24 protein-coding genes are annotated in these 24,928 nt (G+C 67.0%); 13 read left to right on the forward strand and 11 right to left on the reverse strand.

All coding sequences use genetic code 11. The features are described 5' to 3' along the window. Positions 1 to 24: 24 nt before the first annotated feature. Both D9M09_RS10770 and D9M09_RS10775 read left to right on the forward strand, forming a co-directional pair. A complete protein-coding gene (locus D9M09_RS10770) occupies positions 25 to 3,171 on the forward strand; it encodes an efflux RND transporter permease subunit (RefSeq protein WP_121669239.1) in 3,147 nt (1,048 codons plus the stop codon). Beyond that, positions 3,171 to 4,544, forward strand: coding sequence for an efflux transporter outer membrane subunit (locus tag D9M09_RS10775; protein ID WP_121669240.1), 1,374 nt, complete (start codon positions 3,171 to 3,173; stop codon positions 4,542 to 4,544). The genes D9M09_RS10770 and D9M09_RS10775 overlap by 1 nt, the downstream gene beginning before the upstream one ends. A gap of 8 nt (positions 4,545 to 4,552) precedes the next feature. On the opposite strand, the gene D9M09_RS10780 is transcribed toward D9M09_RS10775, so the two are convergent. Both D9M09_RS10780 and D9M09_RS10785 read right to left on the reverse strand, forming a co-directional pair. Continuing rightward, positions 4,553 to 5,239: a DAPG hydrolase family protein gene (locus D9M09_RS10780; RefSeq protein WP_121669241.1), complete on the reverse strand. Its 687-nt coding sequence runs from the start codon at positions 5,237 to 5,239 to the stop codon at positions 4,553 to 4,555. A gap of 4 nt (positions 5,240 to 5,243) precedes the next feature. Continuing rightward, positions 5,244 to 6,425: an MFS transporter gene (locus tag D9M09_RS10785; protein ID WP_070288076.1), complete on the reverse strand. Its 1,182-nt coding sequence runs from the start codon at positions 6,423 to 6,425 to the stop codon at positions 5,244 to 5,246. Positions 6,426 to 6,559: 134 nt separating this feature from the next. Here D9M09_RS10785 and D9M09_RS10790 point away from each other — a divergent pair, with 134 nt between their 5' ends. Further along, complete coding sequence (locus D9M09_RS10790; protein ID WP_070224315.1) at positions 6,560 to 7,318, forward strand: IclR family transcriptional regulator; 759 nt, start codon at positions 6,560 to 6,562, stop codon at positions 7,316 to 7,318. 198 nt (positions 7,319 to 7,516) lie between these two features. On the opposite strand, the gene D9M09_RS10795 is transcribed toward D9M09_RS10790, so the two are convergent. Further along, on the reverse strand, positions 7,517 to 8,992 hold the full coding sequence (locus D9M09_RS10795; RefSeq protein ID WP_240453608.1) for a phage tail sheath family protein: 1,476 nt from the start codon (positions 8,990 to 8,992) through the stop codon (positions 7,517 to 7,519). 181 nt (positions 8,993 to 9,173) lie between these two features. Between D9M09_RS10795 and D9M09_RS10800 the strand changes: the two genes are divergently transcribed. The 4 genes from D9M09_RS10800 to D9M09_RS10815 are packed head-to-tail and all read left to right on the forward strand — an operon-like array spanning position 9,174 to position 12,967. After that, positions 9,174 to 10,454: an arsenic transporter gene (locus D9M09_RS10800; RefSeq protein WP_121669242.1), complete on the forward strand. Its 1,281-nt coding sequence runs from the start codon at positions 9,174 to 9,176 to the stop codon at positions 10,452 to 10,454. A 45-nt stretch (positions 10,455 to 10,499) separates the two neighbouring features. Further along, on the forward strand, positions 10,500 to 11,129 hold the full coding sequence (locus D9M09_RS10805) for an NAD-dependent dehydratase (protein ID WP_121671043.1): 630 nt from the start codon (positions 10,500 to 10,502) through the stop codon (positions 11,127 to 11,129). A gap of 47 nt (positions 11,130 to 11,176) precedes the next feature. Beyond that, positions 11,177 to 11,653: a GNAT family N-acetyltransferase gene (locus D9M09_RS10810; protein WP_121669243.1), complete on the forward strand. Its 477-nt coding sequence runs from the start codon at positions 11,177 to 11,179 to the stop codon at positions 11,651 to 11,653. A gap of 24 nt (positions 11,654 to 11,677) precedes the next feature. Next, complete coding sequence (locus D9M09_RS10815; RefSeq protein WP_121669244.1) at positions 11,678 to 12,967, forward strand: glycosyltransferase; 1,290 nt, start codon at positions 11,678 to 11,680, stop codon at positions 12,965 to 12,967. Here the strand turns inward: D9M09_RS10815 and D9M09_RS10820 are convergent. From D9M09_RS10820 to D9M09_RS10845, 6 genes are all read right to left on the reverse strand, one after another. After that, positions 12,964 to 13,911, reverse strand: coding sequence for a DUF2145 domain-containing protein (locus D9M09_RS10820; protein ID WP_240453609.1), 948 nt, complete (start codon positions 13,909 to 13,911; stop codon positions 12,964 to 12,966). The two genes, D9M09_RS10815 and D9M09_RS10820, sit on opposite strands and share 4 nt — an antisense overlap. Continuing rightward, entirely contained in the window at positions 13,908 to 14,339 is a 432-nt protein-coding gene (locus D9M09_RS10825; RefSeq protein ID WP_070224319.1) for a hypothetical protein, read from the reverse strand. Before D9M09_RS10825 ends, D9M09_RS10820 begins: the two co-directional genes overlap by 4 nt. 92 nt (positions 14,340 to 14,431) lie before the next feature. Beyond that, positions 14,432 to 15,229, reverse strand: a complete 798-nt coding sequence (locus tag D9M09_RS10830) for an HDOD domain-containing protein (protein WP_227741955.1) — start codon at positions 15,227 to 15,229, stop codon at positions 14,432 to 14,434. A 150-nt stretch (positions 15,230 to 15,379) separates the two neighbouring features. Continuing rightward, positions 15,380 to 16,486 (reverse strand): acyl-CoA dehydrogenase, encoded by a 1,107-nt coding sequence (locus D9M09_RS10835; RefSeq protein ID WP_121669245.1) that lies wholly within the window; start codon positions 16,484 to 16,486, stop codon positions 15,380 to 15,382. A gap of 68 nt (positions 16,487 to 16,554) precedes the next feature. Further along, positions 16,555 to 17,169, reverse strand: coding sequence for a glutathione transferase GstA (gene gstA / locus D9M09_RS10840; protein ID WP_121669246.1), 615 nt, complete (start codon positions 17,167 to 17,169; stop codon positions 16,555 to 16,557). 185 nt (positions 17,170 to 17,354) lie between these two features. After that, positions 17,355 to 18,074: an SDR family oxidoreductase gene (locus D9M09_RS10845; RefSeq protein WP_070288097.1), complete on the reverse strand. Its 720-nt coding sequence runs from the start codon at positions 18,072 to 18,074 to the stop codon at positions 17,355 to 17,357. A 96-nt stretch (positions 18,075 to 18,170) separates the two neighbouring features. On the opposite strand from D9M09_RS10845, the gene D9M09_RS29920 reads away from it, so the two are divergent. The 3 genes from D9M09_RS29920 (at position 18,171) to D9M09_RS10855 (ending at position 19,666) form a co-directional block, all read left to right on the forward strand. Beyond that, positions 18,171 to 18,293 (forward strand): hypothetical protein, encoded by a 123-nt coding sequence (locus D9M09_RS29920; RefSeq protein ID WP_275528092.1) that lies wholly within the window; start codon positions 18,171 to 18,173, stop codon positions 18,291 to 18,293. A gap of 98 nt (positions 18,294 to 18,391) precedes the next feature. Continuing rightward, positions 18,392 to 19,192 (forward strand): TOTE conflict system archaeo-eukaryotic primase domain-containing protein, encoded by an 801-nt coding sequence (locus D9M09_RS10850; protein WP_121669247.1) that lies wholly within the window; start codon positions 18,392 to 18,394, stop codon positions 19,190 to 19,192. A 24-nt stretch (positions 19,193 to 19,216) separates the two neighbouring features. Next, positions 19,217 to 19,666 carry a VOC family protein gene (locus D9M09_RS10855; RefSeq protein WP_099410861.1) on the forward strand — a complete coding sequence of 150 codons (450 nt, stop codon included), beginning with the start codon at positions 19,217 to 19,219 and terminating at the stop codon, positions 19,664 to 19,666. 127 nt (positions 19,667 to 19,793) lie between these two features. Here D9M09_RS10855 and D9M09_RS10860 read toward each other — a convergent pair whose 3' ends face one another. Then, complete coding sequence (locus D9M09_RS10860) at positions 19,794 to 20,039, reverse strand: hypothetical protein (protein WP_070224327.1); 246 nt, start codon at positions 20,037 to 20,039, stop codon at positions 19,794 to 19,796. A 294-nt stretch (positions 20,040 to 20,333) separates the two neighbouring features. Here D9M09_RS10860 and D9M09_RS10865 point away from each other — a divergent pair, with 294 nt between their 5' ends. Continuing rightward, positions 20,334 to 21,734 (forward strand): PLP-dependent aminotransferase family protein, encoded by a 1,401-nt coding sequence (locus tag D9M09_RS10865; RefSeq protein ID WP_176741231.1) that lies wholly within the window; start codon positions 20,334 to 20,336, stop codon positions 21,732 to 21,734. Between the two features lie 42 nt (positions 21,735 to 21,776). Here D9M09_RS10865 and D9M09_RS10870 read toward each other — a convergent pair whose 3' ends face one another. Further along, positions 21,777 to 22,838: an NAD(P)H-dependent flavin oxidoreductase gene (locus tag D9M09_RS10870; protein WP_121669248.1), complete on the reverse strand. Its 1,062-nt coding sequence runs from the start codon at positions 22,836 to 22,838 to the stop codon at positions 21,777 to 21,779. Between the two features lie 87 nt (positions 22,839 to 22,925). Between D9M09_RS10870 and D9M09_RS10875 the strand changes: the two genes are divergently transcribed. Together D9M09_RS10875 and D9M09_RS10880 are read left to right on the forward strand one after the other, a co-directional pair. Then, on the forward strand, positions 22,926 to 23,801 hold the full coding sequence (locus D9M09_RS10875; protein ID WP_121671046.1) for a LysR family transcriptional regulator: 876 nt from the start codon (positions 22,926 to 22,928) through the stop codon (positions 23,799 to 23,801). Further along, complete coding sequence (locus D9M09_RS10880) at positions 23,798 to 24,928, forward strand: YbfB/YjiJ family MFS transporter (protein ID WP_240453610.1); 1,131 nt, start codon at positions 23,798 to 23,800, stop codon at positions 24,926 to 24,928. The genes D9M09_RS10875 and D9M09_RS10880 overlap by 4 nt, the downstream gene beginning before the upstream one ends.

Raw genomic sequence — 24,928 nt, forward strand, 5'->3', positions numbered from 1 at the left:
TGAATCCAATGAAAGTCTAACGACATGCCTCAATTTTTCATCAACCGCCCCGTCTTTGCGTGGGTGGTGGCGGTCTTCATCGTCCTGTTCGGACTGATCGCCATACCGCAATTGCCGATTGCGCGTTTTCCTTCCGTGGCGCCGCCCAGCGTCAGCATCAGTGCCGTGTATCCGGGTGCCACGCCGCAAACCATGAACGATTCCGTGGTGGGCTTGATCGAACGCGAACTGTCGGGCGTCAAGCACCTGCTGTATTTCGAGTCGTCCACCGACACCTCGGGTTCGGCCTCGATCACCGTCGCCTTCCAGCCGGGCACGGACCCGGAAATGGCGCAGGTGGACGTGCAAAACCGCCTGAAAGCCATCGAGCCGCGCCTGCCGCAGGCCGTGCGGCAAAACGGCTTGACGGTGGAATCGGCGTCGTCCGGCTTCCTGATGATCGTCAGCCTGATTTCCGAGAATGGCCAGCACGATGAAGTGGCGCTGGGCGACTACCTGGCGCGCAACGTGACGGAAGAGCTGCGCCGCATTCCCGGCGTGGGCAAGGTGCAGCTGTTCGGTTCCGAGCGGGCCATGCGCATCTGGGTCGACCCGGCCAAGCTGGTGTCGTACAACATCGCCATGGGCGAGCTGACGGCCGCCATCGCGCAGCAGAATGCGCAGATCGCCCCGGGCCGCCTCGGCGATTCGCCCGCCGTGCACGGCCAGCGCGTGACGATTCCGCTGACGGTGCAGGGCCAGCTGCAAACCCCGGCCGAATTTGCCGCCATCGTGCTGCGCGCGAACGCGGATGGCTCGAAAGTGACCATCGGCGACGTGGCGAAAGTGTCGCTGGGCGCGCAAAGCTTCAATTTCAGCATACGCGAAAACGGCCAAGCCGCGTCGGGCGCCGCCATCATGCTGTCGCCCGGTGCCAACGCCGTGCAGACGGCGGCCGCCGTGCGTGCGCGCATGGCCGAACTGGCGCACACCATGCCGGCCGGGATCAAGTACTCGGTGCCGTTCGATACGGCGCCGTTCGTGAAGATATCGATCGAAAAGGTCGTCGTCACCTTGCTGGAGGCGATGGTGCTGGTCTTCCTCGTCATGTACCTGTTCCTGCAAAAGATACGCTACACCCTGATTCCCGCCATCGTCGCGCCGATCGCCCTGATGGGCACATTTACCGTGATGCTGATGGCCGGCTATTCCATCAACGTGCTGACCATGTTCGGCATGGTGCTGGCCATCGGCATCATCGTCGATGACGCCATCGTGGTGGTGGAAGCGGTGGAGCGGCTGATGGCGACCGAGGGCCTGTCGCCGAAGGAAGCGACCTCGAAAGCGATGCGCGAAATCACGGGGGCCGTGGTCGGCATCACCCTGGTGCTGACGGCCGTGTTCATCCCGATGGCGCTGGCCAGCGGTTCCGTGGGCGCCATCTACCGCCAGTTCACCCTGGCGATGGCCGTGTCGATCCTGTTCTCGGCGTTTCTGGCCTTGACCCTGACGCCGGCCCTGTGCGCCACGATGTTGAAACCCATCGGACCGCATGATCATGATAAAAAAGGCTTTTTCCTGTGGTTCGACCGCCAATTTGAGCGCATGACGGCACGCTATGAAAAAGGCGTGGTGGCGATGCTCAAGCGCGCCGGCCGCTCGATGGTGCTGTACGGCGCCATCGTCGCGGCGCTGGGCGTGGCCTTCATGCAGCTGCCGTCGGCCTTCCTGCCCGAGGAAGACCAGGGCTACTTCATCACCTCGATCCAGCTGCCGTCCGACGCCACCATGGAGCGCACGCTTGATGTCGTCAAGCTGTACGAGCAGCACGTGGCCACGCGTCCCGGCATCGAAGTGAACCAGTCGATCCTCGGCTTCAGCTTTTCCGGCGCGGGACCGAACGCGGGCCTGGCCTTCACCATGCTGAAGGACTGGAAACAGCGCAACGGCGCCACGGCGCAGGAAGAAGTGGCGCTGGCGCAGGCGGCCATGTCGCAGGCGAAGGAGGGCGTGATCATGAGCCTGATGCCGCCCGCCATCGATGAACTGGGCAATTCGTCCGGCTTTTCGATGCGCCTGCAAGACCGCGCCAGCCAGGGCATCGCGGCCCTGCAGGCGGCGCAGAACCAGCTGCTGGGCCTGGCCGCGCAAAGCAGCAAGGTGGCGGGCGTGTATCCGGACGGCTTGCCGCCCGGCGCCAGCGTGCGTCTCGACATCGACCGCACCAAGGCCGAAGCGCTGGGCGTGCCGTTCACGGCGATTGCCGACATGCTGACGGCGGCCATGGGGTCGACCTATGTCAACGATTTCCCGAACGCTGGCCGCATGCAGCAGGTGATCATCCAGGCCGACGCGCCGTCGCGCATGCAGCTCAACGACGTGCTGGCCTTGCGCATCCGCAATAACGCGGGCGGCATGGTGGCCCTGGGCGAGCTCGTGCGACCCGTGTGGAGCGAATCGCCGCTGCAGCTGGTGCGTTACCAGGGCTACCCGTCGGCGCGCATTTCCGGCAGCGCGGCGCCCGGCGTGTCCAGCGGCGACGCCATGCTGGAAATGGAGCGGCTCGTGAAGCAGTTGCCGCCGGGCTTCGCGCTGGCGTGGACGGGCCAGTCGCTGCAAGAGAAGGAATCGGCGTCGCAGGCGCCCATGCTGATGGCGCTGTCGATGCTGGTGGTCTTCCTCGTGCTGGCGGCCCTGTATGAAAGCTGGTCGATTCCCGTCTCCGTGATGCTGGTGGTGCCGCTGGGTTTACTGGGCGCCGTGCTGGCCGTGATGTTGCGCGGCATGCCGAACGACGTGTTCTTCAAGGTGGGCATGATCACCATTATCGGCCTGTCGGCGAAGAATGCGATTCTGATCGTCGAGTATGCGCGCCAGTTGCAGGCGCAGGGCAAGGGGCTGGTCGAGGCGACGGTGGAAGCGGCGCGCCTGCGCCTGCGCCCGATTTTGATGACGTCATTGGCGTTCGCGCTGGGCGTGGTGCCGCTGATGCTGGCCACGGGCGCCAGCGCCGAGACGCAGCACGCGATCGGCACGGGCGTGTTCGGCGGCATGATTACCGCCACCGTGCTGGCCGTATTTTTCGTGCCCGTGTTCTTTGTCGTGGTGCTGGGCGCCGTCGACAAGATGGGCACGTACTTCAACAAACGCAGTGATCGCATCGCCGTCAAGGCGGTGGAAGGAGAGTTGTAATGCGTTTATTTTTTCTCACGCCCCTGGCCGCGCTGGCCTTGTCGGCGTGTTCCCTGACGCCGCCGCTGGTCAAGCCGGCGGCACCGATACCGGCCAGCTATGCAGAGATTGCCGCGCCAGCCGCGGCCGACACCGCGGCCGACCTGGGCTGGCGCCAGATGCTGCTCGATGCGCGCCTGCAGCGCCTGGTCGATATCGCGCTGGAAAACAACCGCGACTTGCGCGTGGCTTCGCTCAATGTGGAAGCCGTGCGGGCGCAGTACCAGATACAGGATGCGGGCCGCTATCCTGCCATCGGCGCGAATGCGGGCGGCGTGCGCCAGCGCGGCGCCGACGCTGTGACACAGAATCAGTTCACTGCCGGCATCGCCATGAGCGCGTTCGAGATCGACCTGTTCGGCCGTCTGCGCTCGCTGTCGGACGCGGCGTTTGCCCGCTATCTGGCCACCCAGCAGGGCCAGCGCGCCGCGCATATGGCCCTGATCGGCGCCGTGGCCGACGCCTACCTGGAGCAGCGCCTGGCCGAGGAACAGCTGGCGCTGGCCCGGCAAACCCTGCTTGACTGGCGCCAGGCGCTGGTCTTGACGCAGCGCCTGCACGGCGCGCAGCAGGGCAGCGGCCTGGACGTGGCGCAAGCCGAAGGCCAGGCCGCCACGGCGGAAGCGGACGTGCAGGCGCGCGTCCGGGCCAGCTCATTGGCGCGCAACAACCTGGAACTGCTGCTCGGTGCGCCGCTGCCGGCCGATCTGCCGGCGGGCCGCGCGCTCGATGGCCAGCCCGTGCTGACGCAGCTGCCGCCCGGCCTGCCGTCGGACTTGCTGGCGCGCCGGCCCGACATCCTGCAGGCCGAATTTGCGCTGGCGGCGGCGAATGCGGAAATCGGCGCCGCGCGCGCCGCCTTCTTCCCCCGCCTGTCGCTGACGGCGTCGCTGGGCTTTGCCAGCCCGGAGCTGGGCGACCTGTTCCGCGGTAGCGCGCGCAGCTGGTCGTTCGCGCCGCAAGTGACGCAGCCGCTGTTCCAGGGCGGCCAGCTGCGCGCGGAACTGCAGCTGTCGCGCCTGCGCAAGGACGTGGCCGTGCTGCAGTACGAACAGGCGATCCAGGCGGCGTTCCGCGAGGTGCGCGACGGCCTGGCCGGCAGCGCCACGTTTGCGCAGCAGATCGCCGCGCAGGAGCGCGTGGTGGCGGCGGCGCGGCAGCGCCAGCGCCTGTCGCAGCTGCGCTACGACGCGGGCCAGGACAGCCGCCTGGAATTGCTCGACGCGCAGCGCCAGTCGTATGCGGCCCAGCAAGCCCTGCTCGACGCGCGGCGCGACCAGTTCAAGTCGGCCGTGGCGCTGTACAAGGCGCTGGGTGGCGGCCTCGAGGAGTAAACCTCCGTCTACCAGGGCAGCGCCACGGGCACGCTGTCGCGGTGCTTCGCCTGGTAGTGGGAACGCAGGAATTGCGCCAGGAAGGTGAATTCGTTGTAGCAATGCATGAGCAGGGCGCGGGCGAATGCATCGGGGAAGAGGGCGGCGATCTCTTGCGGGCTGTGGCCGGCGTCCGGCAAGTCCTGGCCCATGTAGAAATGGCTGCGCAAGGTCATGCCCCAGGCCGTGTCGCGGCCCATGTGCAGCAGGCGCCCGCCAAGGACGGCGCCGTCCGCGGTGCGGGGCGGCGCATAGCTCATGCCCACCCTGGCGCATACGGCGGCAGAAATGCGGCCCTCGGCCCGCGCCGCCTCGTATTGCCGTCCCTCGAAGAATTCACGGGGATCGCGGAACTGGATGGCCAGCTGTTCGGCCGGCATGCCGCTGAAAAACTCTTCCGCCAGATGGATGGAGCCGACGTGCGTCCCGGCGCTGCCTTCAGCCCAGCCGCTGGCCAGGTGGTCGACCGGGTGCCACATCAGGTAGCGCTCCGTGTCGGGCCGCGAGCGGAACCACCATTCAAACATCTCGCCAGTGCAATTTGGCAAGTCGGTGCGGCACGCCACGTGCAGCACGCCGCTGGGCAGCCGTTCGAAGCCCGTTTCCAGCGCCAGGGGAGCGGGGTGCAGCAGGGCGTGGACGTCGTTGAGATCCATGGTCTTACCTTTCAGTGTGGGTGGTGGAAACAGCGGTGGTGCCGGCCGGGCGGCGGCGCAGCAGCGGGGCGGCCGCCACGGCCGCGCCCAGCAGGGCCAGTGCGGCCGTGGCCGCAAACATCGCCGCGTGGCTGCCGGGCAGATACGTCATGAAGGAAGAGAGAAATTGCCCGCCGAAGATGGCCATCGACAGATAGGCGAGGTTGCGGTTGCGGCTGGGCAAGTGGCTGCGCTCGACCGTCATGTGCGTGCACAGGGGCACGGACAGGCCGAAGCCCATCCCCAGCGCCACGGCGCCGGCCAGCAGCGTGGACAGCGCGGCGGCCCCCGCGAACAACAGGTGTGCCAGCGCATAACAGGCGAAGGCGGCGCCCAGGGTGCCGTGTTCATGCAGGCGCCGGACCACCTGGGGCATCAGCCAGGCGGCCGCCACGGCCACCAGCGACACGAAGGAAAGCAAATACCCGGCCCGGTCCTCGCTCCAGCCCAGCTGCTGCAGGCGCAGGGGCAGGATGATGATGGCGGCGAAAAACACCGTCATGGAGAGTGCCGCCAGCGCATGGACGAAGAGCAGGGCGCGCGACGGGCCGGGCGCTGGCGGCGCGCCATCCATGCCGGCATCCCCGGCAGGGGCAAGTGCCGGCACGCAGCGCCAGGCGCATGCCAGCAGCACCCACGAAGCCAGATACAGCAGGAAGGGATAGCGCCAGCCCGCCGTGGCCAGCAGGCCGCCCAGGGCGAGGAACAGCACGCCGCCCAGTTCGATCGTCATGCCTTGCCTGGCGATCATGCGCAGCCTTGCCTGGCCGCTGAACAGGGCCGAGATCAGCCCCGTGCCCGATGCCATCACCAGCGCCGTCGGCGCGCCCAGCAGGAAACGGTTGGCGAACACGGCCAGGTGGCCATGCAAAAACATGCCCGAGACGCCCAGCAAGCCGTACAGGAACAGCCCCGCCAGCAGGCTGCGGTGCAGTCCCAGGCGCTGCATGAGCATGGCGGCGAAGGGGCCGGACAGCACCACGCCCAGCGAGGGCAGCGTGACGAGCCAGCTGGCGGCGTCGGCCACGCCGAGGCGCGCGGCGATGGACGGCAATCCCGGAACCAGCACGCATCCCACCATGATGGTCAGGCTGGCAACGGAAAGGAGCGTGCACGTTGCTGTCTTCGATATACTGCGGCTGGACATGCGCCTCCCCCGGTGCCTGAGTTGAAAACCGTTAATCGGAACACTGTTCCGAATGATGGAACAATTATAGGGCCATGTACAATGCCGGTCAATGCCGTCACGGCAGCTATCGTCATGCACAATTGGGTAAAGAAATGAGTGAAGAAAACGAAGGCAATAGCGGCAAGCAAGTCATTGCGCGCGCGGCGGCGGTGCTGCGCGCGCTGGAAAACCAGACGGGCGGCCTGAGCCTGGCGCAGATCGCCAAGGGCGCGGACTTGCCGCGCACCACGGTGCACCGCATCGTCGCCGCGCTGGAAGCTCAGCAACTGGTCAGTTCCGGCGCCGGCGGGGTGAAGCTGGGTCCGGCCATCGCGCGTCTGGCGGCGTCGGCGCATACGGACGTGGTGGCGGTCCTGCGGCCGTATGCGGAAGCGTTGGGCCGGCGCACGCGCGAAACGGTGGACGTGTGCGTGTACCGCGGCCTGCATGCGGTGTCGGTGGACCAGTACTGTTCCGACCATGAGCTGCGCGTCGTGTCGGCCGTGGGAACGGCCTACCCGATCCACTGCACCGCGCATGGCAAGGCCTTGCTGGCACAGATGCCGGAAGACGCGCTGGCCCGGCTGTTCGGCGAGCGCCTGGAAGCGCGCACGGACCAGACCATCACGGCGCTTGCGCAACTGCTGCCGCACCTGGAACAAGTACGCGCGCAGGGCTACGCCGTCGATATGGAAGAGCACGCGCCGGGCGTGTGCGGCATCGGCGTGGCCCTGAACACGGGAACGAGCGAGCGCTACGCGCTGTCGCTGGGCGTGCCGGCCCTGCGTTTCCACGCCCAGCGGGAACAGCTGCTGTCGGCGCTATTGCAGTGCAAGGCGGAAGTTGAAGCCGTGCTCGGCGTCAAGCCGTAAGCGCCGATCGGGCGCTTGCGCGCCAGGCTCAGCCCGCTTGCTGCACGTGGTCGCTCCAGAGGATTTCCCTAAAGTTCAGCTTGAATTGACCGGACGGCATGTCGTCGGGATGGCTTTCCAGCTCGATTTCGCTGACTGACAGATATCGCCATCACCCTCAAGTGAGCGGGGTAAGCCCGGCAGGCTGCACCCGCTGCCTCACGACTTCTGTATTTGCTGCTGGAAGGTGAGCTCGATGAACTCGTCCGGGCGGCTGATGGCGACCAGGACGGTGACCCGCAAGATGCCTTCCAGGATGTCGTCGGGCGTCATGGTTTCACCCAGGCCGACGTGTACGCTGAAGGCATCGTCCGGTGTGGCGCCCGCCAGGCCGCCGCGCTTCCAGATGCCGGTCAGGAAGTTAAGGGCCATGCTCTTGATCGTGAGCCAGGTGCTGGCCACGTTCGGCTCGAACACATACGCCTTGATCGCCAGGCGCAGCGACTCCTCGAGCATGATCATGGTGCGGCGCACGTTGATGTAGCGCCAGTCGAGGCTGTTGCCGTCGAGGGTGCGCGCGCCCCATACCAGGGTGCCTTCGCCTTCGAAGCTGCGGATGGCGTTGACCGACTTGCCGCTGCTGCTCACGTTGAGGTCTTCCTGGTCCTCGTGCGTAATGTTGACGGCCGGCGCACTCACTGCCACCAGGCCGATGTTGGCCGGCGCCTTCCACACGCCGCGCGCGTTGTCAGTCATGGTGTAGAGGCCGGCCATCGCGGCGCCTGGCGGCAGCAGATTGAGTTGGCCGTGCATGTCCCGCAGTAGCTGCCGGTACAGGGGACTCACGTCGCGCAGTGCACGATCGATGGCGGCGATGCCGCCGGCCTGACCGTTTTCTGAAGACTGCGCGATGGCCATTTGCTCGAACAGGGCCGACACTTGCCGCTGCCCGCCGGCGTCCAGCGGCTGCAGCAGCACGTCTTGCAGCGCACCCCACTGGCTACGGCGGATGTGGGTGAAATTGAGTTCCTCCAGCGAAACGACCGTGGCCTGTACCCACGGATAGTAGGCGGCGCCAAAGGCCAGCGAGTCGCTGCCGATAGCATCCCGGAAAGCGGTCACTGGTCCATCCGTCAACGGCGCCGTGCCATGGTGGATGTCGAGGATGGCGAAGCGGTTCCGCATCTGTTGGCCGCAATGCATGAGCATGTGCCGTTGCAGCGCATGGCAGTCGTCCAACGCCAGCAGCATGGCGTCGGGCACGGCCAGCAGCGTCGCGCCCGGCTCCCGCAGCAGCGCATCGATGCCGGCGCACAATGCGCCGATGTCCGGCGTGTCATGATAATCGCCGACGGAGACGATATGGCAGGCGCCGCCGCCATTCATGAAGAAGAGCAGTATGCTGTGATACAGCAGGAACCGGCCGGCGGCCTGGCGCAGCGTGCACGACGCGCCAGCCGTGCGGCCCGCCTCCAGCATGAATTCGGGCACGGGCGCGCCGCCGAAGCAGGCTTCAAATTCCGCCATCGAGCTGATGCGCGACGGCTGCTTGCGCAGGGAGCGGCCGTCGTGGCTGGCGCTGGCGGTGTAGCCGACAAAGCCCGGCGCGGCCGTCGCCACTTCGACGACGGCATTGGGAAACGCGTTTTGTTCCACGATATACACGCCGGGAGTCTTGTATTGCGCCATGTGCATGCTTTCCTGGTTGGTCAGAGGGAGCGGGGCTGCATCGGGTCACGCATCGGGCCACGCATTGGGCCAGTATAGCCAGTGATAGCACGGGCATGGGCATTTCTCGCTTTACATTTATTTGATAATTCCAGTATTATTGAAATATTGAATATTTATTCGCGCTTTTTCCTGGACCACTGCCCCCATGCTCACCGCCTTCCTGATCTTTCTCGCCACCTTAACCCTCGTCATCTGGCAGCCGCGCGGCCTGGGCATCGGCTGGAGCGCCGTCATCGGCGCCGGCGCGGCGCTGCTGGCCGGCGTGATCCACTGGGGCGACATCCCCGTCGTCTGGCATATCGTGTGGAACGCCACCGGCACGTTTATTGCCGTCATCATCATCAGCCTGCTGCTCGACGCGGCCGGCTTCTTCGAGTGGGCGGCGCTGCACGTGGCGCGCTGGGGCGGCGGCAGCGGGCGCAAGTTGTTTACCTTGCTGGTCTTGCTGGGCGCGCTGGTGTCCGCCGTGTTCGCCAACGACGGCGCCGCGCTGATATTGACGCCCATCGTCATCGCCATGCTGCGGGCATTGAAGTTTTCAGCCAAAGCCACCCTGGCCTACGTGATGGCGGCCGGTTTCATCGCCGACACGGCCAGCCTGCCGCTGGTGGTGTCGAACCTGGTCAATATCGTCTCGGCCGACTATTTCAAGATCGGCTTTGCCGAGTACGCGTCCGTGATGGTGCCCGTCAACGTCGTCGCCGTGGGCGCCACCCTGGCGGCCTTGCTGATCTTTTTCCGCCAGGATATCCCGCGCGACTATGACGTGGTGCAGCTGAAACGCCCGCGCGCCGCCATCCGCGACCTCGGTACCTTCCGCGCCGGCTGGCTGGTGCTGGCGCTGCTGCTGGTAGGATTTTTTTCGCAGGAAGCCCTGGGCGTGCCCATCAGCCTGATCGCCGCCGTCGGAGCCGCGCTGCTGCTGGGCGTGGCGGGCAAGGGGCACGTGATTTCCACGCGCCACGTGCTGCGCCATGCGCCGTGGCAAATCGTCGTCTTTTCGCTGGGCATGTATCTGGTCGTGTATGGCTTGCGCAATGCGGGCTTGACGGCTTACCTGACGGGAGTGCTGAACCACTGTGCCCAGTACGGCGTGTGGGGCGCGGCCATGGGCACGGGCGTGCTGACGGCCTTGTTGTCGTCCGTGATGAACAACCTGCCGACGGTGCTGGTGGGCGCGCTGGCCATCGACCCGACGACGGCGCAGGGCGCCGTGCGCGAGGCGATGATTTACGCCAACGTCATCGGCAGCGACCTGGGCCCGAAGATCACGCCCATCGGCAGCCTGGCTACCTTGCTGTGGCTGCATGTGCTCGACAGCAAGAATATCCACATTTCCTGGGGATATTACTTCCGCATCGGCATCGTGCTGACCGTGCCCGTGCTGCTGGCGACCCTGGCGGCGCTGGCGCTGCGCCTGTCCTGAGTTCCGTGTATGGTGGTGGCTGACAGCAACTTTAACGGGAAAGCCATGAAATTATTGCTTGTGGGCGCCACCGGCCTCGTGGGCCGCGAAGTGCTGCGCCTGGCGCTCAGTGACGCGCGCGTCAGCCAGATCGTCGCCCCCGTGCGCAAGCCCTTGCCCGCGCATCCCAAACTCGATGCGCCGCTGGTCGATTTCGACCGCTTGCCGCCCGGCGCGCCGTGGTGGCAGATGGATGCCGTCATCTGCACCCTGGGCACGACCATGAAGGTGGCCGGTACGCGGCAGGCGTTCCGGCGCGTTGACCACGACTATCCGCTGGCCGTGGCGCGCCTGGCTCTGGCGGCCGGCACGCGCGCGTACGCGCTCAATTCCGCCGCCGGCGCCAATCCCGGCTCGCGCATCTTCTACAACCGCGTCAAGGGCGAACTGGAACGCGACCTGGAGCAGCTGGGTTTTGCGTCGCTCACGTATGTGCGGCCCGGGCTGATCGGCGGCGAGCGCGACGTGACGCGCGCGGGCGAGGGTGCCGCCTTGCGCCTGCTGCGCGTGCTGGGGCCCGTGCTGCCGCGCCGCTGGCGCATCAATCCCGCGCCGCGCATTGCCGGCGCCCTGCTGGAAGCGGCGCTGGCCGCCGCGCCGGGCGTGCATGTCGTCGGTTCGGAACAGCTGGCCTGAGTGCACAGCCCGTATAATCGGCGTTCATGTTCTTTTGAGTACGCAAAATGCAAACAGTACGTCCTTACCGGGCCGGCGACCGCGACGCCTGCCTGGCCCTTTTCGACGGCAATACGCCGCGCTTTTTCGACCCGTCCGAGCGCGCGGCCTTCGTCGCCTGGCTGGAAGCATCAACGCAGCCGTATCTGGTCATCGAACGTGCGGTCGAGGGAACAACGCGCATCGTCGCCTGCGGCGGCCACGCCATCGAGGCGGGCGGCATGGTCGCCAGCCTGTGCTGGGGCATGGTGGCGCAGGACGTGCACGGCCAGGGACTGGGCCGCGCGCTGACGCAGGCGCGCCTGGACGCGATACGCGCCGTGCCGCAAGTGGCCAGGGTGAGCATGAACACCAGCCAGCACACGCAGGGCTTTTATGCGCGCTTCGGCTTTGTGCCGGTCAAGGTGACGCCGGATGGCTTCGGACCCGGCATCGACCAGTGGGACATGATGTTGCAACTGCCGGCGCGTGGGGCGCACCGATGAGCGCCGCCAGGCACGGAGGCCACCATGGCGGATGACCGCCACCCGACGGCGCCGCTCGTCATCGTCGCCAGCAACGGCACCGGCGGCGACATGCAACCTTTTATCGCGCTGGCGCAGGGCTTGCGGCAACGGGGGCGGCGCGTGCTGCTGCTGGTGCCGGGCTGGCAGGAAGCGGCTGCGCAGGCGTCAAGGCTGCCGTATCGCACCTTCGGCACGCAGGAAGAGGGGGAGGCCATGCTGGGCGACCCGGGCCTGTGGGATGAGCGCAAGGGCTGGGGCGTGGTGTGGCGCGGCCTCGTGCCGTACCTGGGCGCCGTGCGCGACGTCGTGCAAGGCTTGCCGGACGGTGAAGAGTGCGTGGTGCTGTGCCATCCCTTCCTCGTGCCGATGGCCGCCCTGGCACGCTCGGTACGCCCGGACCTGCGCATCGTCGCGGCCTATCTGGCGCCATCGAACCTGTGCAGCAGCCATGATTTCCTGGCGGCCGGCTCGCTGCGCATTCCCGCCTGGGTGCCGCTCGCCTGGCGCCAGGCCCTGTGGCGGCTGATCCACCGCGGCATGGTCGACCCAGCGCTGCTGCCCGGCCTGAACGGTGCGCGCGCGCAGCACGGACTGCCGCCCGAAGCGCATTTTTTCGCGCACATGCTGGCCGCGCCCGATGCCTCGCTGGGGCTGTTTCCCGCCTGGTTCGCCGCCCCGCAGGCGGACTGGCCGCCGCATTTCGTGCAAGCCGGTTTTGCCGGCGCCGCCCCGCATGGCGCCGCGGCGCTGCCGCCGGAGCTGGAACGCTTTCTGGGCGAGGGCGAGCCGCCCATCGTCTTTACGCCCGGGACCGGGCACCAGCACGCGCAGCGCTATTTCAGCATTGCCCTGGACGTGTTGCGGCGGCTGGGGCGGCGCGGCTTGTTCCTCACGTCCCATGCGGCGCAGGTGCCGCAGCACTTGCCCCCCAGTGTCATGTGGCAGGCGTACGCGCCGTTCGCGGCCCTGCTGCCGCGCGTGGCGGCCGTGGTGCACCATGGCGGCATCGGCACCTGCGCGGACGCTTTTCGCGCGGGCATCCCGCAACTGATCGTGCCGTTCGCCTACGACCAGTTCGACAACGGCTGGCGGATCAAGCGGCTCGGCGTGGGGGATGTCTTGCTGGCCAGGCGTTTGTCGGCGGGGCGCATGCGGCGCCAGCTGGCGCGTTTGCTGGCCGCGCCCGAGGTTCAATTGGCGTGCGGCGAGGTGGCCCGCCTGATGGGACAGGGGCCGCAGCCGGCGCACTTGCTCGATCAGGTCGAAGCGGCGCTGGCCGCCCGGACTGCTTAGGGCGTGTCGTGCGGCGTATCGTCGAGGGCGATGACGCGGTCGTGCGGGCCGGGCACGCAGCCGTCGGCGACCGGTTCCCAGCCCCGGTGCACCACCACCTGTTTGCCGTCGTGGCAGATTTCCACGCGCTCGCTGGCGGGCAGGCGCTGGCGCGCGAACGCTTCCAGGCTGGCCGGCAGGCTCACTGCCAGCCGCATCGTGCCGATGGCTTCGGGCGGATGGTCGTCCATGTGCACGAGGGGCACGAAGATGGAACCGAGCATCAGCCAGCGGGCGCCCACGTCGACGGCGGCGGGGTTGTAAGGCGCGGCGCGCAGCCAGTCCTGGGCGCGCGCGCGCAAGTCGCTGCCCGCGGCCAGCTCCCCCCAGGCGGCGGCCAGCATTTCCGCCACCCACTGATTGCAGTTCTGGTATTTCAAATTGAAAGCGTACGCATTGGCGCTGTAGCGGCCCGCCAGCAGCTCTTGCACGCGCACGGGGTCGAGCAGGGCGCGGCGCAGGGGCGGCACGGTTTCGGCCGGCAGTTTCACCAGCGCGATGTAGCCGAGCGCAGGATTGGCCGTGCCCATGGCGAAACCGGCCGTGCCCTGGTCGAAGATGCGCGGACGGCCTTCGTCGCAGGCGTAGTACAGCTGGCGCGCGGACCAGCCGCTGTCGTTGTCGTGGCGCCAGGCCAGCGCCGCGTGCGAATAGCGGATGCCGAAGCGGGCCAGGTCCAGGCCGGAGCGGCTGATGAGGGCCACGCTGCCTTCGCTGGCGGCCAGTTCCTCGCGCACGACGGCGGCAAAGCGCAGCAGCCGGTCCTGTTCCGTGGCCGTGAGCTCCTGCGCGCGGTCGCAAAAGCGCGCGGACGCCAGCGAAGCACCCGCCTGGGCGGCGCCAGCGCTGAAGATGGCGCAAACGCCCAGCAGCAGTGCCGGGCGGTGCGGGAGAAAACGAATCAAAGGCTGACGGGACGCGTGGCCAGTTCGCCGTACCAGTCGTCGGCCAGCACGAGGAAGAAGGCGGCGCGCGTGTCGTTGCGCGAAAATTCGATGCCGTAGGCGCGGTTTTGCGCATGCACCATGTCGCCTTGCGCCAGTTGCTGTTTGTCGAGCGCCGCCTGCGGCAAGTCCAGCACCAGCGGCGTCGCCGTGGCCTCGGCCTGCATGGTCAAACGCGTCATGCCGTCGCGGCCCGGCACGGCGGCCACGTCGATGATGCGGTAGGGGCCATTGGCCACCTTGTTGTCGCGCGAGGAGCTGTTGCTCGAACCGTTGAGCGAATCGGATATGCTGCCGCTCGACTGGGAGCCGGCGCTGGAGGCCGAGGAAACGAAACTGTCGGCGTTGGCGTTGCACGCCATGGTCAGAGCTGCGGCCAGGCCGAGCATGCGTAGGGAGGTAGTCAAGGCAGTTTTCCAGTGCACGTCAATGAAAGCGGGCCGGGTCCGTCCGGGCCTGCGCCATCATAGCAGATCGGCCGTCAGCTGAGCAGCACCTTGATCAGGGCCTTCGCTTCGGCCGACGGCTGCGTGCGCAGCGCCTGCAGCACGGGGTCGTGCTCCAGGTAGGCCTGCAGTGGCGCGCTGATGGTGACGTAAGCCTGCGGCAGCGGCGAAGGCACGGGCGCCAGCGCCTTGGCCAGCAGCAGGGTGTCGCGCAAGCCTTCGGGCGGCAACATGATGGTCGAGCCGGGCAAGGCGTTGACGGCATCGGCCACCGACAGCGGCACGCCCAGCTGGCGCATCAGCGCGCGGCCGATCACTTCCAGCGTGGAGGCCATCTGCGTTTCCAGCTCGGCGTACAGGCCCGGGGTCTTGTCGGCCTGGGCCAGCAAATAAAATCCGGCTACTTCATGCACGATACCGGCGAACAGCGCCGTATCGGCATCCGTCTGCGTGACGGCGCCTGCCAGCGCATGCGCCAGCGCCGCCACATGCACGGTGTGCGCCCACAGCTGGGTGGCGCGGGCGCGCAAGGCTTCGTCGCGGATGCCCGCGTTCAGCTGGCGGATGACGGCCGCCGTCGCCAGCGCATACAGGTTGCGGTGGCCCAGCCGCTCGACGGCGGCGCGCACGCTGGTGATGGCGGGCGTGTGGCCGGACGCGAACATGGCCGAATTGGCCAGCGCCACGGCGCGCGCCGACAAGGTGGGTTCGCACAGCAGCAGCCGGCTGATGTCGGCCGAGTGGCAATCCGGGTTGGCCAGTTCCTTTTGCAGGAGCAGGGCCGTGTTGATACTGGTGGGAAAGGCCAGGGTTTCCGTTTCGGCGCTGGCCAAAAGTTGCGCAAGGCTGCTGAGCGTGTTGACGTGCATGGATAAGAGGGAGCGAGAAGTAGCAATGTCCCCATATTATCAGGCAATCCGGCTGGCATGGCGTTCGCATGCCCAACCGGCCATGCCCGCCATCGGGAGCTGCGTTCCAGCGCCTTATGGCAGCAGCAAGGAGTGCTGGCTGGCCGTATGGAAATCGCGCCACACGCGGTTGATGGCGCTGTCTTCGCGGGCCGCGTACAGGCCGCAGTATGGATACAGTCCATCGACTGCCGCGCGGCAGGCGGCGACCAGGGCCAGCGCACGCTCTTGCACGGCCTGCATGGCGTCCGCGTCGAGCGTTGCGCCGGCGGCCACCGTTGCCCAGCTGTCATCGAGCACGGCATAAAAGCGCGCGCGGGCGGCGATCAATGCGCCTTGCTTGTCTTGCAACATGGATATCACTTCCGACACCTCCAGCAGCGGCAGGCCGGCGCGCGCGTGGCGGCGGTGGCGCATGCATTCTTCGGCCAATTCCATGAAATGGGCGGCCATGCCGGCCACGTTGGCGGCCAGGGTCACGTAGGCGAGCGAATAAAACGGGTAGCGGTACAGGGGGCCGTCGGCCGTCGCGGCCGCGGGACTGATGGTGAAACCGTGTTCCTTGCCGAGCCACTGGCCGTCGATGCGGTAGCTGTGCGAGGCGCTGGCGCGCATGCCGATGCTGTTCCACGAGGGCACCAGCCGCACCAGGGCGGCGGGCACGAGGAAGGCGCGGATGCGCGGCTGGCCTTGTTCGTCGAGCAGGGGCTGGCCAGCGCGCCGCAGCCGGGCGTTCAGGGTGAAGTGGGTGGCCATGGGCGCGCCGCTGGCGTAGTCCCAGCTGCCCGTGATGCGGTAGCCGTCGCCTTCTTCCTCCGCGTCCCCGGTGGCCGCGCCGCTGCCGCCCAGGCAGGCGCGCGGCGTGCCGATGATGGCGCGCGCCATGTCGGGCGCCAGAAAGCCCGCGAACCAGCCGGCGCCCGCGCACAGGGTCAGCACCCAGCCCATGCTGCCATCGACGGCGGCCACGGCTTCTTCCAGGCGCACCACTTGCGGCAAGGGCAGCTCGGCGCCGCCCGCGCTGCGCGGCGCCAGCATCGTCAGCCAGCCGCGCCGGTGCAGCAAGGCTTGCTGCACTGGATGCAGCAAGCGGGCGGCGTCGGCCGCCTGGGCGTGGCGCGCGATGCGCCGGGCATCGCGCCCGGAAAGGGCAGCAAGGGTAGCGAGGGCAGCGTGCGGCATGGGCAAAGTCCGGCAATGGCGAAGGCGGGCATTTTCGCACAGAGCCGGGCGTGCCGCGACACGGCCGTTCAAGCGGCCTTGCTCAATCCTTCCGCTTCCCAAGCAGCCTTGACGCTGTCGCGCTGGGACACTCGGCCCAGGAAGGCTTGCAGATTTGCCAGCGCGGACAAGTCCACGCCCACGTTCGGCGCCCAGCCCGTGATGACGAACAGGTAGGCGTCGGCTACCGTGAACGTGTCGCCGGTCAGATAGGACCGGCCTTCCAGGCGGCTGTCCACCCACTTGAATTTTTTGCCCAATTGCTCGATGAACAAGGCCTTGGTGGCGGCGTCGAAGCGGGGATCGAACAGGGGACTGAACGATTTGTGCAGCTCGGACGTGATGTAGTTCTGCCATTCCAGCACCTGGTAGCGGGCAAAGCTGCCCACGGGCGGCAGCAGGTCCTGCCTGCCGGCCTGTTCGGCGATGTACTGGGCGATGACGGGGCCTTCGCTCAAGGTCGTCCCATCGTCGAGCGCCAGCAGCGGCACCTGGCCTTTCGGGTTGAGTTCATAGTAATTGCCGCCTTCCTGTGTGCGGTGCTGGCCCAGGTCGACCTTGGCCAGGGTGAATGGCATGCCCGTTTCGCGCAAAATAATGTGCGGTGCTTGCGAGCAGGCGCCCGGCGAGTAAAAGAGTTTCATGGCGATCCTATCCTCGAACAGGTTGGGAAGACGCCACTATAGTCCTGCGGGAGCCGCCGGTAAATGCGTGTTCGTGCGGTGGCTGGTCACGCCCGGCGAACGATTGCGCTGGCTCAAAGCCCGGGATAGCGCAAGGGGGCAAGCAGCAAGAAAAACGCGTGCGCCATGCTGCTGGTGCGGATGGCTCACGCGCGCCCGCCGAGGCTGCCTCCGCCATCCACTGCCAAGACTTGGCCTGTCACGTAACTGGCTTGCTCCGATAGCAGGAAGCCGGCGGCGGCAGCGACTTCATCCGGCTGTCCCAGCCGCCGCATCGGTATCGTGGCAAGCACCTGGCGTTCCATTTCGCTGCCGACGGGGCGCGTCTTGCGGAACAGTGCCGTTTCCACGGGGCCTGGGGCGATCGCATTGACCGTCACGCCGTGCTGGGCCAACTCCAGCGCCCAGGTTCTCGTGCAGCCGACCAGGGCGCTTTTGGCGGCGGAATAGGCGGTGCGGTCCACGCTGCCGTAGACTGCACGGCTGCAGATATTCACGATGCGGCCATAGCGGCGCTGCTTCATCGCATCCACGAACTGCTGTGTCACCTGGATGGCGGCGCGCACGTTCAGGTCGAACACGCTCTGCAAGGTGGCAAAGTCGATTTGACCCAGCGGCTGGGGCGAGGCAATGCCCGCATTGTTGACGATGCCATCGATATCAAACTGTTTTTCCAGCGCCTTGAGAACCTGCGCCGTCTGCGCCAGATCGGCCAGATCGCAGGCCACCAAGGTGCCCGGAAAGTCGACGCCCGCAACGTGCCGCGCGATGCCGATCACCCGATGTCCTTGCTGATGCAGCAGGGTGCAGATGGCATGGCCGATGCCGCGTGTCGCGCCGGTGACGAGGAAAGTACGAGATGTCATGGGGAGGAGGTCCTTTGGCCTGGAAATGCCCGCCTTCGAAGGCTACACTTTTTTGCAAGGTCACGTCGCCGCAGCGGCTGACCATTCGCGCAGCAATTGCCCGAACGCTTCGGCGGCCGCCGTGGCGCCGGCGTGGCCCAGCTTGCGCTCGCGCAAGGCTTTGGCGCCGTGATGCTGTACGGCGGCGTGGCCGCCTGCCTGTTCGCCGTGGCCAGCTAGCTGGTGTTTGGCGCCGGACGGGAAGGTGCGTCAAGGGCGGGGAGGCTATAATCGGGGCATGTTGGCAAGTCTTGCTCAACGTCATTACGAGGCCGCCCATGCATAAACTGATTTCCGAACTCACCCGCCTGTACCTGTTCGAGGAACAGCAGCACTACGTCGATGCGCAGGGCGGCGTCCAGCCTTTGACGCCGGCCGTGCTGGCACGCCACCTGTCGGGCGAGCAGACGGTGGCCGTGCAACTCGTGACCGAGAGCGGCCTGACGCGCGCGCTGGTGCTGGAGTTTGGCGGCAAGGGCGGCGGCGAGGCGCACTGGAGCGCGCTGTGCATGATCGCCAATGCCGTGCAGCACGAGCTGGACTTGCCGGCGCCCGCCGTCAGCATCTCGGGCACGGCGTTCCAGTTATGGCTGTCTCTGGCCATGCCCGTGCCCGTTGCCCAGGCGCGCCAGTTCGTGCAGCTGCTGCGTTCCACCTTTTTGCCTGCTTCGACCGACATCCTCGCCGCAGCGCCGCCAGACTACGTGACGCAGGCGGCGCTGCCGCCATGCCTGCAGCCATCGGGCAAGTGGGCCGCCTTCATCCACCCCAGCATGGGCGCCGCCTTCGTCGACGAGCCGGGCCTGGACATGCCGCCGCCGCCCGCCGCCCAGCTGGGTTTCCTGGAAAGCTTGCGCAGCATCACTCCGGCACAATTCGCGCAGGCGCTGGCGAAGCTGCAGGGACATGCGGGGCTGGCTGATGCCGTGCCCGCTCGCGCGCCCGTCGCCGCGCCATTACCGGCGGTAAAGCCCGTTACGCAGCCAGGCTTGCTGCTGCAGGACGCCACACTGGAGGACATCGTGCGCTGGCTGCATGCGCGTAACATCGAGCCGACGTTCCGGCACAGGTTGCCGTAGCGGCTTAGACACCCAGGAGGCAATATGACAGTCAAGCGCATGGACAACGTCGGCATCGTCGTGGAAGACATCGATGCCGCCATTGAATTTTTCACCGAACTTGGACTCGTTCTCGAAGGGCGCGCCCCAATTGACGGCGACTGGGCCGACGGCGTCACCGGTCTGCGCGGCATGCGCGTGGAGATTGCCATGATGCGTACGCCGGACGGTCACAGCCGTCTCGAGTTATCCCGTTTCCTCGCGCCGGCCGTGGTCGCCGATCACCGCGACGCCCCAGTGAACGCTCTCGGTTACCTGCGTGTCATGTTTACCGTCGAGGATATCGACGATACGCTCGTCCGGCTCGTCCAACGCGGCGCGAAGCTGGTCGGCGAAGTAGTCCGGTACGAACACATGTATCGGCTCTGCTACATCCGTGGTCCCGAAGGCATCCTCATCGGACTTGCCGAACAGCTCCCGCGGCAGACGCCCTGAGGGAAGCCGCCGGAAGTAGAAAGCCAAAGGCTCGCCGTCCAATCGCTTGCTGAGGCAGGCCTGCGCGAAACGCCGCGGCGGGAAATTGCTGCCGCATCGCCGCATATCGGCCGGCGCCTTTCTGTCATCAGGGCATGGTCATGTCCAGACCGACCATGCTGACGACGAAGAAGGTGACGATCCCGAGTGCCAGGAGCAATAGCGCGAAGATGGCGACCACCTTGCCGCTCGCGCGCAGCACCGCGCGATTCTGCTTCGCCTTGTCCTTATCCTTCTTGCCTTGATCGTAATGCCACTTGATGGCGAAGAACATGCCGGTGGCGAGCACGAGTGCCTTGAATGTCACGAAGACTATAGGGGTCCAATCGATCATTTTGCGTATTTCCAGTCTATTACTTGATTACTTGACACTATCTGTCGTGAGGCGCACTGCCCCAAATTGCTGCTTCAGCAGCTTCTGTTCCAACTTTTTCTTCCACTATCCCCCCAGGCATCCTGTTTGACTCTTTCATTATAGCCAGCTCTGAAATAACGACGGTATCGAGCGCAGCGATGTGCCGCATGCGGATGAGTGAGGAAAAAACGTCTGCGACTGCCATGCAAGGATGGTGTTGCTGCACGTTATAAGGCATACTACCTTAAAACAATCTCCATACATTGAGACAAAATGTCCCAGTTAAAAACCATACAAGATGAAAATTTGACGGGCTGGTTGCCGCGATTGGCCGGGAACAAGGGGCCCCGTTTTTTGCAAATTGCGGATGCCTTGCAGGTGGCGGTGGCAGACGGCTCGCTGACAGCGGGCGACCGTCTGCCGACGCAGCGCCAGTTGGCGGCACAGCTGGGCGTCGACCTGACGACGATCACGCGCGCCTACGACGAAGCCAGACGCCGCAACTTGCTGGAGGGGCGCGGCGCGCGCGGCACGTATGTCGCGGCGCCGAAAGTCGAATTGACCGCTATCCTCGACCTGAGCATGAATACGCCGCCACCGCCGGAGGGCGTGGACTTCGACGACATGTTGCGACAAGGTTTGTCTCAAGTACTGATGCGCGCCGATAATGAGTTGCTGATGACCTATCACTTGGGCGGGGGAAGCGACTCCGACCGCAAGGCCGGAGCAAGATGGCTGGAACCGATGTTCGGACCTCTGGATTCAAGGCAGGTGGTTGTCTGCCCCGGTGCGCAAGCGGCGATCGCCGCATTGATCCTTGCGCTGACGGAGCCTGGCGATGTGATCCTGGCGGAGCCGACGAGTTATCCGGGCTTGCGTGCCGCAGCGGCCCAGTTCGGCCGGCACGTCATCGCGGTGGGCGCGGACAAGCACGGGATGCTGCCTGAGCTGCTAGAGGAAGCGTGCCGCCAGCACCAGCCCGCGCTGGTCTACCTCAATCCGACATTGCAGAACCCGACCGCCATCACCATGCCGGAACGCCGGCGCAGGGAGCTGGCCGGCATTGCGCAGCGCTGCGATGTACGCATCGTCGAGGACGATCCCTACTGGCTTCTTGCCGATGCGCCGCCGCCGCCCGTTGCCGCGTTTGCCCCGGCACAGGTGCTCTACATCTCGACGCTGTCGAAATGCCTGACGCCCGGCTTGCGTGTCGCCTTCGTGCTGATACGCGACCCGGCGGAGCGCGAGCGTTTCCTGGTCGCGCTAAGATCATTTGCGCTGATGGTCGCTCCTCTGACGGCCGCCCTGGCCACGCAGTGGATACTCGACGGCTCGGCCGACAGATTGATGGAAGGCGTACGCAAGGAGGCGCGCCTGCGCCACCGGATGGCGCGCGATGTGCTGGCGGGACGCTACAGCGGCGCCGGAGACGGTCTGCATGTATGGCTCGAGTTGCCCGCGTATTGGAACTCCTCGCAGCTTGCGCTCGCAGCCGCCAGCTACGGCATCGCCGTCACGCCGGCGGAGGCGTTCGCAACGGGCAGCGCATCGGTGAACGCCATTCGCATCTCTTTGGGCAGCATCAAGGACCGTGGACGCTTGCAGGCCGGTCTTCAGCGGCTGTCTCACCTGCTTGCGCGGCGGCCCGAGTCATTCAGCGCTGCCGTGGTCTGACTGGCCGGGATGCGCCTCCGTATTGCCAGAAGCATCCCGGCATCAGGCCGCCATTTCCCTTGCCAGTGCCGACACCAGTTCCTCCGCCCCCATTTCCCGCGCCAGCGGCGCGCCCTGGCCGGCCCATTGCGCGGCGAAGTCGCTGTCGCCGTGCCGGCTGGCCAAGGCGTTCAATTGTTTGGCGGCATCGTAGGCGACGGGATAGTCGGCTGGGGGCGGGCTGCCCGGCGCTTCGCCATGTTCGATCAGCCGGTTCACCATGCCGCGCGCCAGACGGCCCGAGAGCACGCTGGTCAGGCGCGTGCTTGCGGCCCGCGCGCTTTGCAGGTTGGCGCGGTAGCCCGCATTGGCCGACGATTCCGGGCACAGCACGAACGCCGTGCCCAGCTGGGCTGCCGCGGCGCCCAGGTCCAGCGCGGCGCGGACGCCTTGTCCATCCATGATGCCGCCGGCCGCGATCAGGGGCAGGGTGGTGCGGCCCGCCAGCAGGCGCAGCAGCACGCTGGTGCTGTGGCGCTCGTCCGGCGCTTGCGGGTCGAAGACGCCACGGTGGCCGCCCGCTTCCACGCCTTGCGCCACGATGGCGTCGACGCCCGCCTGTTCGATCAGCATCGCCTCGCACAGATTGGTGGCCGTGGCCATCGTGTAGACGCCGGCCTGGCGCAGGGCGGCGATCTGCTGCCGCGCCGGCAAGCCGAAATGGAAGCTGACGACGGCGGGACGCTGTTCCAGCAGCAGGGCAAACGCTGTCTCATTGCCGAGAAAGGTTTGATATATCTCGTCGAGTTCCGTAGGCACGGCCGCGCCCAGTTCCGCGAACAGGGGCGCCAGATGGGCCAGCCAGTCCGCCTCGCGCCGCGCATCCCTGACCGCCGGCGCATGGCAGAACACATTCACGTTGAAGGGGCGGTCCGTCAGCGCGCGCGTGTCGGCCATCATCTGGCGCGCCTGCGCCACGGTGCCGGCGCCGATGGCCAGCGAACCGAGGCCGCCCGCGTTCGAGACGGCGGCCGCCATGCGCGGCGTGGAGACGCCCGCCATCGGCGCCTGGATGATGGGGTGCTGCAAGCCGAGACGGTCGAGGAAGCGCTGGGACGTGCTCATGATGTTTCCTTCATGAAATTGAGGATATTGCGCAATATTCTTGTTTGAAGAATATAATAGCATAATAATTCTTAAATCGAGAACATGATGGACATGGAATCCCTGACGATTTTTTGCGCCGTGGCCAGTGAACTGAGCGTCACCCAGGCCGCAGCCAGGCTGGGCCGCGCGCCGTCCAGCGTCACCACGCGCATCCAGCAGCTGGAAGCCGATATGGGCGCGGAATTGTTCGTGCGCGCCAATAAACGCATGGCCCTGACGGCGGCGGGCGAGCGCTTTCTCGAGTATGCGCAGCGTTTGCTGGCGCTGGCGGAAGAAGCGCGGCATGTCGTCACGGGCGGGCGCGACGGCGGCACCCTGCGCGTGGGCAGCATGGAAAGCACGGCGGCCAGCCGCTTGCCGGCGCTGCTGGCCGCGTATCACGCCCGCTATCCGGACACGCGCCTGGCGCTGAGCACGGGGCCGTCGCGTCCCCTGATCGAGCAAGTGCGCACGGGTTTGCTCGACTGCGCTTTCGTCGCCTTGCCGCCAGCGTTCGGCGGCGCCGCCGCGCTGAAAGAGCTGGGGCTGGCATCGACCGCCGTGTGGCGCGAGGAACTGTGTTTGCTGTTGCCGGCCAGCGAAGGGCAGGCGCGCCACGCCATCGACGTGCGCACGCGCTCGCTGGCGGCCTTTCCGCAGGGCTGCACCTACCGCGGCATCGCCGAAGAGCTGCTGGGCGTTGCAGGTTCGACCGATTGGCGCGTGCAGGAGCTGAGTTCGTATCACACCATGATCGCCTGCGTGGCGGCCGGCGCCTGCGTGACCGTGCTGCCGGCCACCGTGCTGGCGCTGTCCGATGCGCCGGCCACCTTGACAACGCTGTCCGCCGGGCAAGCCGACACGGTGCTCGTGTGGAGAGTCGGATTCGACGTGCCCGCCTTTCAGCATTTGCTGGCGCTGCTCGGCGAGGCGGCGCCGTGAGCGGGGTGGCCAGGCTGCGCGCGGCCATCGCCGCGGCGGCGATCCTTGCCATCGGCATGGGCTTCGGCCGCTTCGCCTTCACGGCCATCTATCCGCAGATGGTCGAGGAAGGCGTCTTGAGCTTGCGCGAAGGCAGCCTGGCCGCCTCGGCCAACTATGCCGGTTACTTGTTGGGCGCCATCCTGGCCATGCGCGCGCGGGCCCACGACGCGCACCGGCTGTGCCTGTGGTCGGCGGCCGGCACGGCGCTGTGCCTGGGCGTGCTGGCGGTGCCGATGCCCGTCTGGCTCATCGTGGCGGTGCGGGGCGTGGCGGGCGTCTTCAGCGCCCTGGCCATGGTGGCCGCTTCCTTGTGGCTGCTGGAACAGCGCCGGCATGGCCGCGGCGCGCCGCTGCTGTACGCGGGCGTGGGCGTCGGCATCGCCGTTTCGGCCGAATTGCTGGTGCTGGCCTCGCAGCTGGGCTGGCACAGCGCGGGCATGTGGCTGCTGCTGGCCGGGGTCGCCGCGCTGGCGGGGCTGGCGGCCGCGCCCGCGATTGCCGCTGGCGGACTGGCGACGCTGGACGCGCCAGCGCAAAGGGCAGCTCCGGCGCTGGCGTCCGTGGCGCCGTGGCCGCTGGTGCTGATCTACGGCTTGGCGGGACTCGGCTACATCGTCACGGCCACGTATTTGCCCGTGCTGGTCGGCGCGGCCTTGCCCGGCTTGAATTCCGCCCACGTGTGGGCCGTGTTCGGCCTCGGGGCGGCGCCCTCGTGCTTCCTGTGGCACCGGCTGCACGAGCGCCTGGGCACGCGCCAGGCGCTCAGGCTGAACCTGCTGCTGCAGGCGCTCGGCGTGGCCTTGCCCGTGCTGGCGCCCTCGGCCGCCGGTTACCTGCTCAGCGCCATCCTCGTCGGCGGCACGTTCGTCGGCACGGTGACCATCGCCATGCCGGCCGCGCAGCGGGCCGCCGTCAAGGCGGGCACCAGCATGATGGCCGGCATGACGGTGGTGTATGGCGTGGGCCAGATCATCGGCCCCGTGCTGGCCGGCAGCCTGTATGCGCAGTCGCACAGTTTTAATAGTTCGCTGCTGGCGGCCGCCGGCGCGCTGCTGCTGGCCATCATCGTGAGCTTGCGGCTATAA

Origin of the sequence: Janthinobacterium agaricidamnosum (genome assembly GCF_003667705.1) — a bacterium.
GTDB lineage: Bacteria > Pseudomonadota > Gammaproteobacteria > Burkholderiales > Burkholderiaceae_D > Janthinobacterium.

Bases quoted from the DNA above. Each gene is read 5' to 3' on its own strand.
- D9M09_RS10790 (WP_070224315.1), top strand. From the start codon at position 6,560: ATGAGTGAAGAAAACGAAGGCAATAGCGGCAAGCAAGTCATTGCGCGC.
- D9M09_RS10870 (WP_121669248.1), bottom strand. From the start codon at position 22,838: ATGAGCACGTCCCAGCGCTTCCTCGACCGTCTCGGCTTGCAGCACCCC.
- D9M09_RS10815 (WP_121669244.1), top strand. From the start codon at position 11,678: ATGGCGGATGACCGCCACCCGACGGCGCCGCTCGTCATCGTCGCCAGC.
- D9M09_RS10835 (WP_121669245.1), bottom strand. From the start codon at position 16,486: ATGCCGCACGCTGCCCTCGCTACCCTTGCTGCCCTTTCCGGGCGCGAT.
- D9M09_RS10780 (WP_121669241.1), bottom strand. From the start codon at position 5,239: ATGGATCTCAACGACGTCCACGCCCTGCTGCACCCCGCTCCCCTGGCG.
- D9M09_RS10770 (WP_121669239.1), top strand. From the start codon at position 25: ATGCCTCAATTTTTCATCAACCGCCCCGTCTTTGCGTGGGTGGTGGCG.
- D9M09_RS10775 (WP_121669240.1), top strand. From the start codon at position 3,171: ATGCGTTTATTTTTTCTCACGCCCCTGGCCGCGCTGGCCTTGTCGGCG.
- gstA (WP_121669246.1), bottom strand. From the start codon at position 17,169: ATGAAACTCTTTTACTCGCCGGGCGCCTGCTCGCAAGCACCGCACATT.
- D9M09_RS10860 (WP_070224327.1), bottom strand. From the start codon at position 20,039: ATGATCGATTGGACCCCTATAGTCTTCGTGACATTCAAGGCACTCGTG.
- D9M09_RS10845 (WP_070288097.1), bottom strand. From the start codon at position 18,074: ATGACATCTCGTACTTTCCTCGTCACCGGCGCGACACGCGGCATCGGC.
- D9M09_RS10865 (WP_176741231.1), top strand. From the start codon at position 20,334: ATGTCCCAGTTAAAAACCATACAAGATGAAAATTTGACGGGCTGGTTG.
- D9M09_RS10800 (WP_121669242.1), top strand. From the start codon at position 9,174: ATGCTCACCGCCTTCCTGATCTTTCTCGCCACCTTAACCCTCGTCATC.
- D9M09_RS10825 (WP_070224319.1), bottom strand. From the start codon at position 14,339: ATGCTCGGCCTGGCCGCAGCTCTGACCATGGCGTGCAACGCCAACGCC.
- D9M09_RS10855 (WP_099410861.1), top strand. From the start codon at position 19,217: ATGACAGTCAAGCGCATGGACAACGTCGGCATCGTCGTGGAAGACATC.
- D9M09_RS10785 (WP_070288076.1), bottom strand. From the start codon at position 6,425: ATGTCCAGCCGCAGTATATCGAAGACAGCAACGTGCACGCTCCTTTCC.
- D9M09_RS10805 (WP_121671043.1), top strand. From the start codon at position 10,500: ATGAAATTATTGCTTGTGGGCGCCACCGGCCTCGTGGGCCGCGAAGTG.
- D9M09_RS10850 (WP_121669247.1), top strand. From the start codon at position 18,392: ATGCATAAACTGATTTCCGAACTCACCCGCCTGTACCTGTTCGAGGAA.
- D9M09_RS10810 (WP_121669243.1), top strand. From the start codon at position 11,177: ATGCAAACAGTACGTCCTTACCGGGCCGGCGACCGCGACGCCTGCCTG.
- D9M09_RS10875 (WP_121671046.1), top strand. From the start codon at position 22,926: ATGGACATGGAATCCCTGACGATTTTTTGCGCCGTGGCCAGTGAACTG.
- D9M09_RS10795 (WP_240453608.1), bottom strand. From the start codon at position 8,992: ATGCACATGGCGCAATACAAGACTCCCGGCGTGTATATCGTGGAACAA.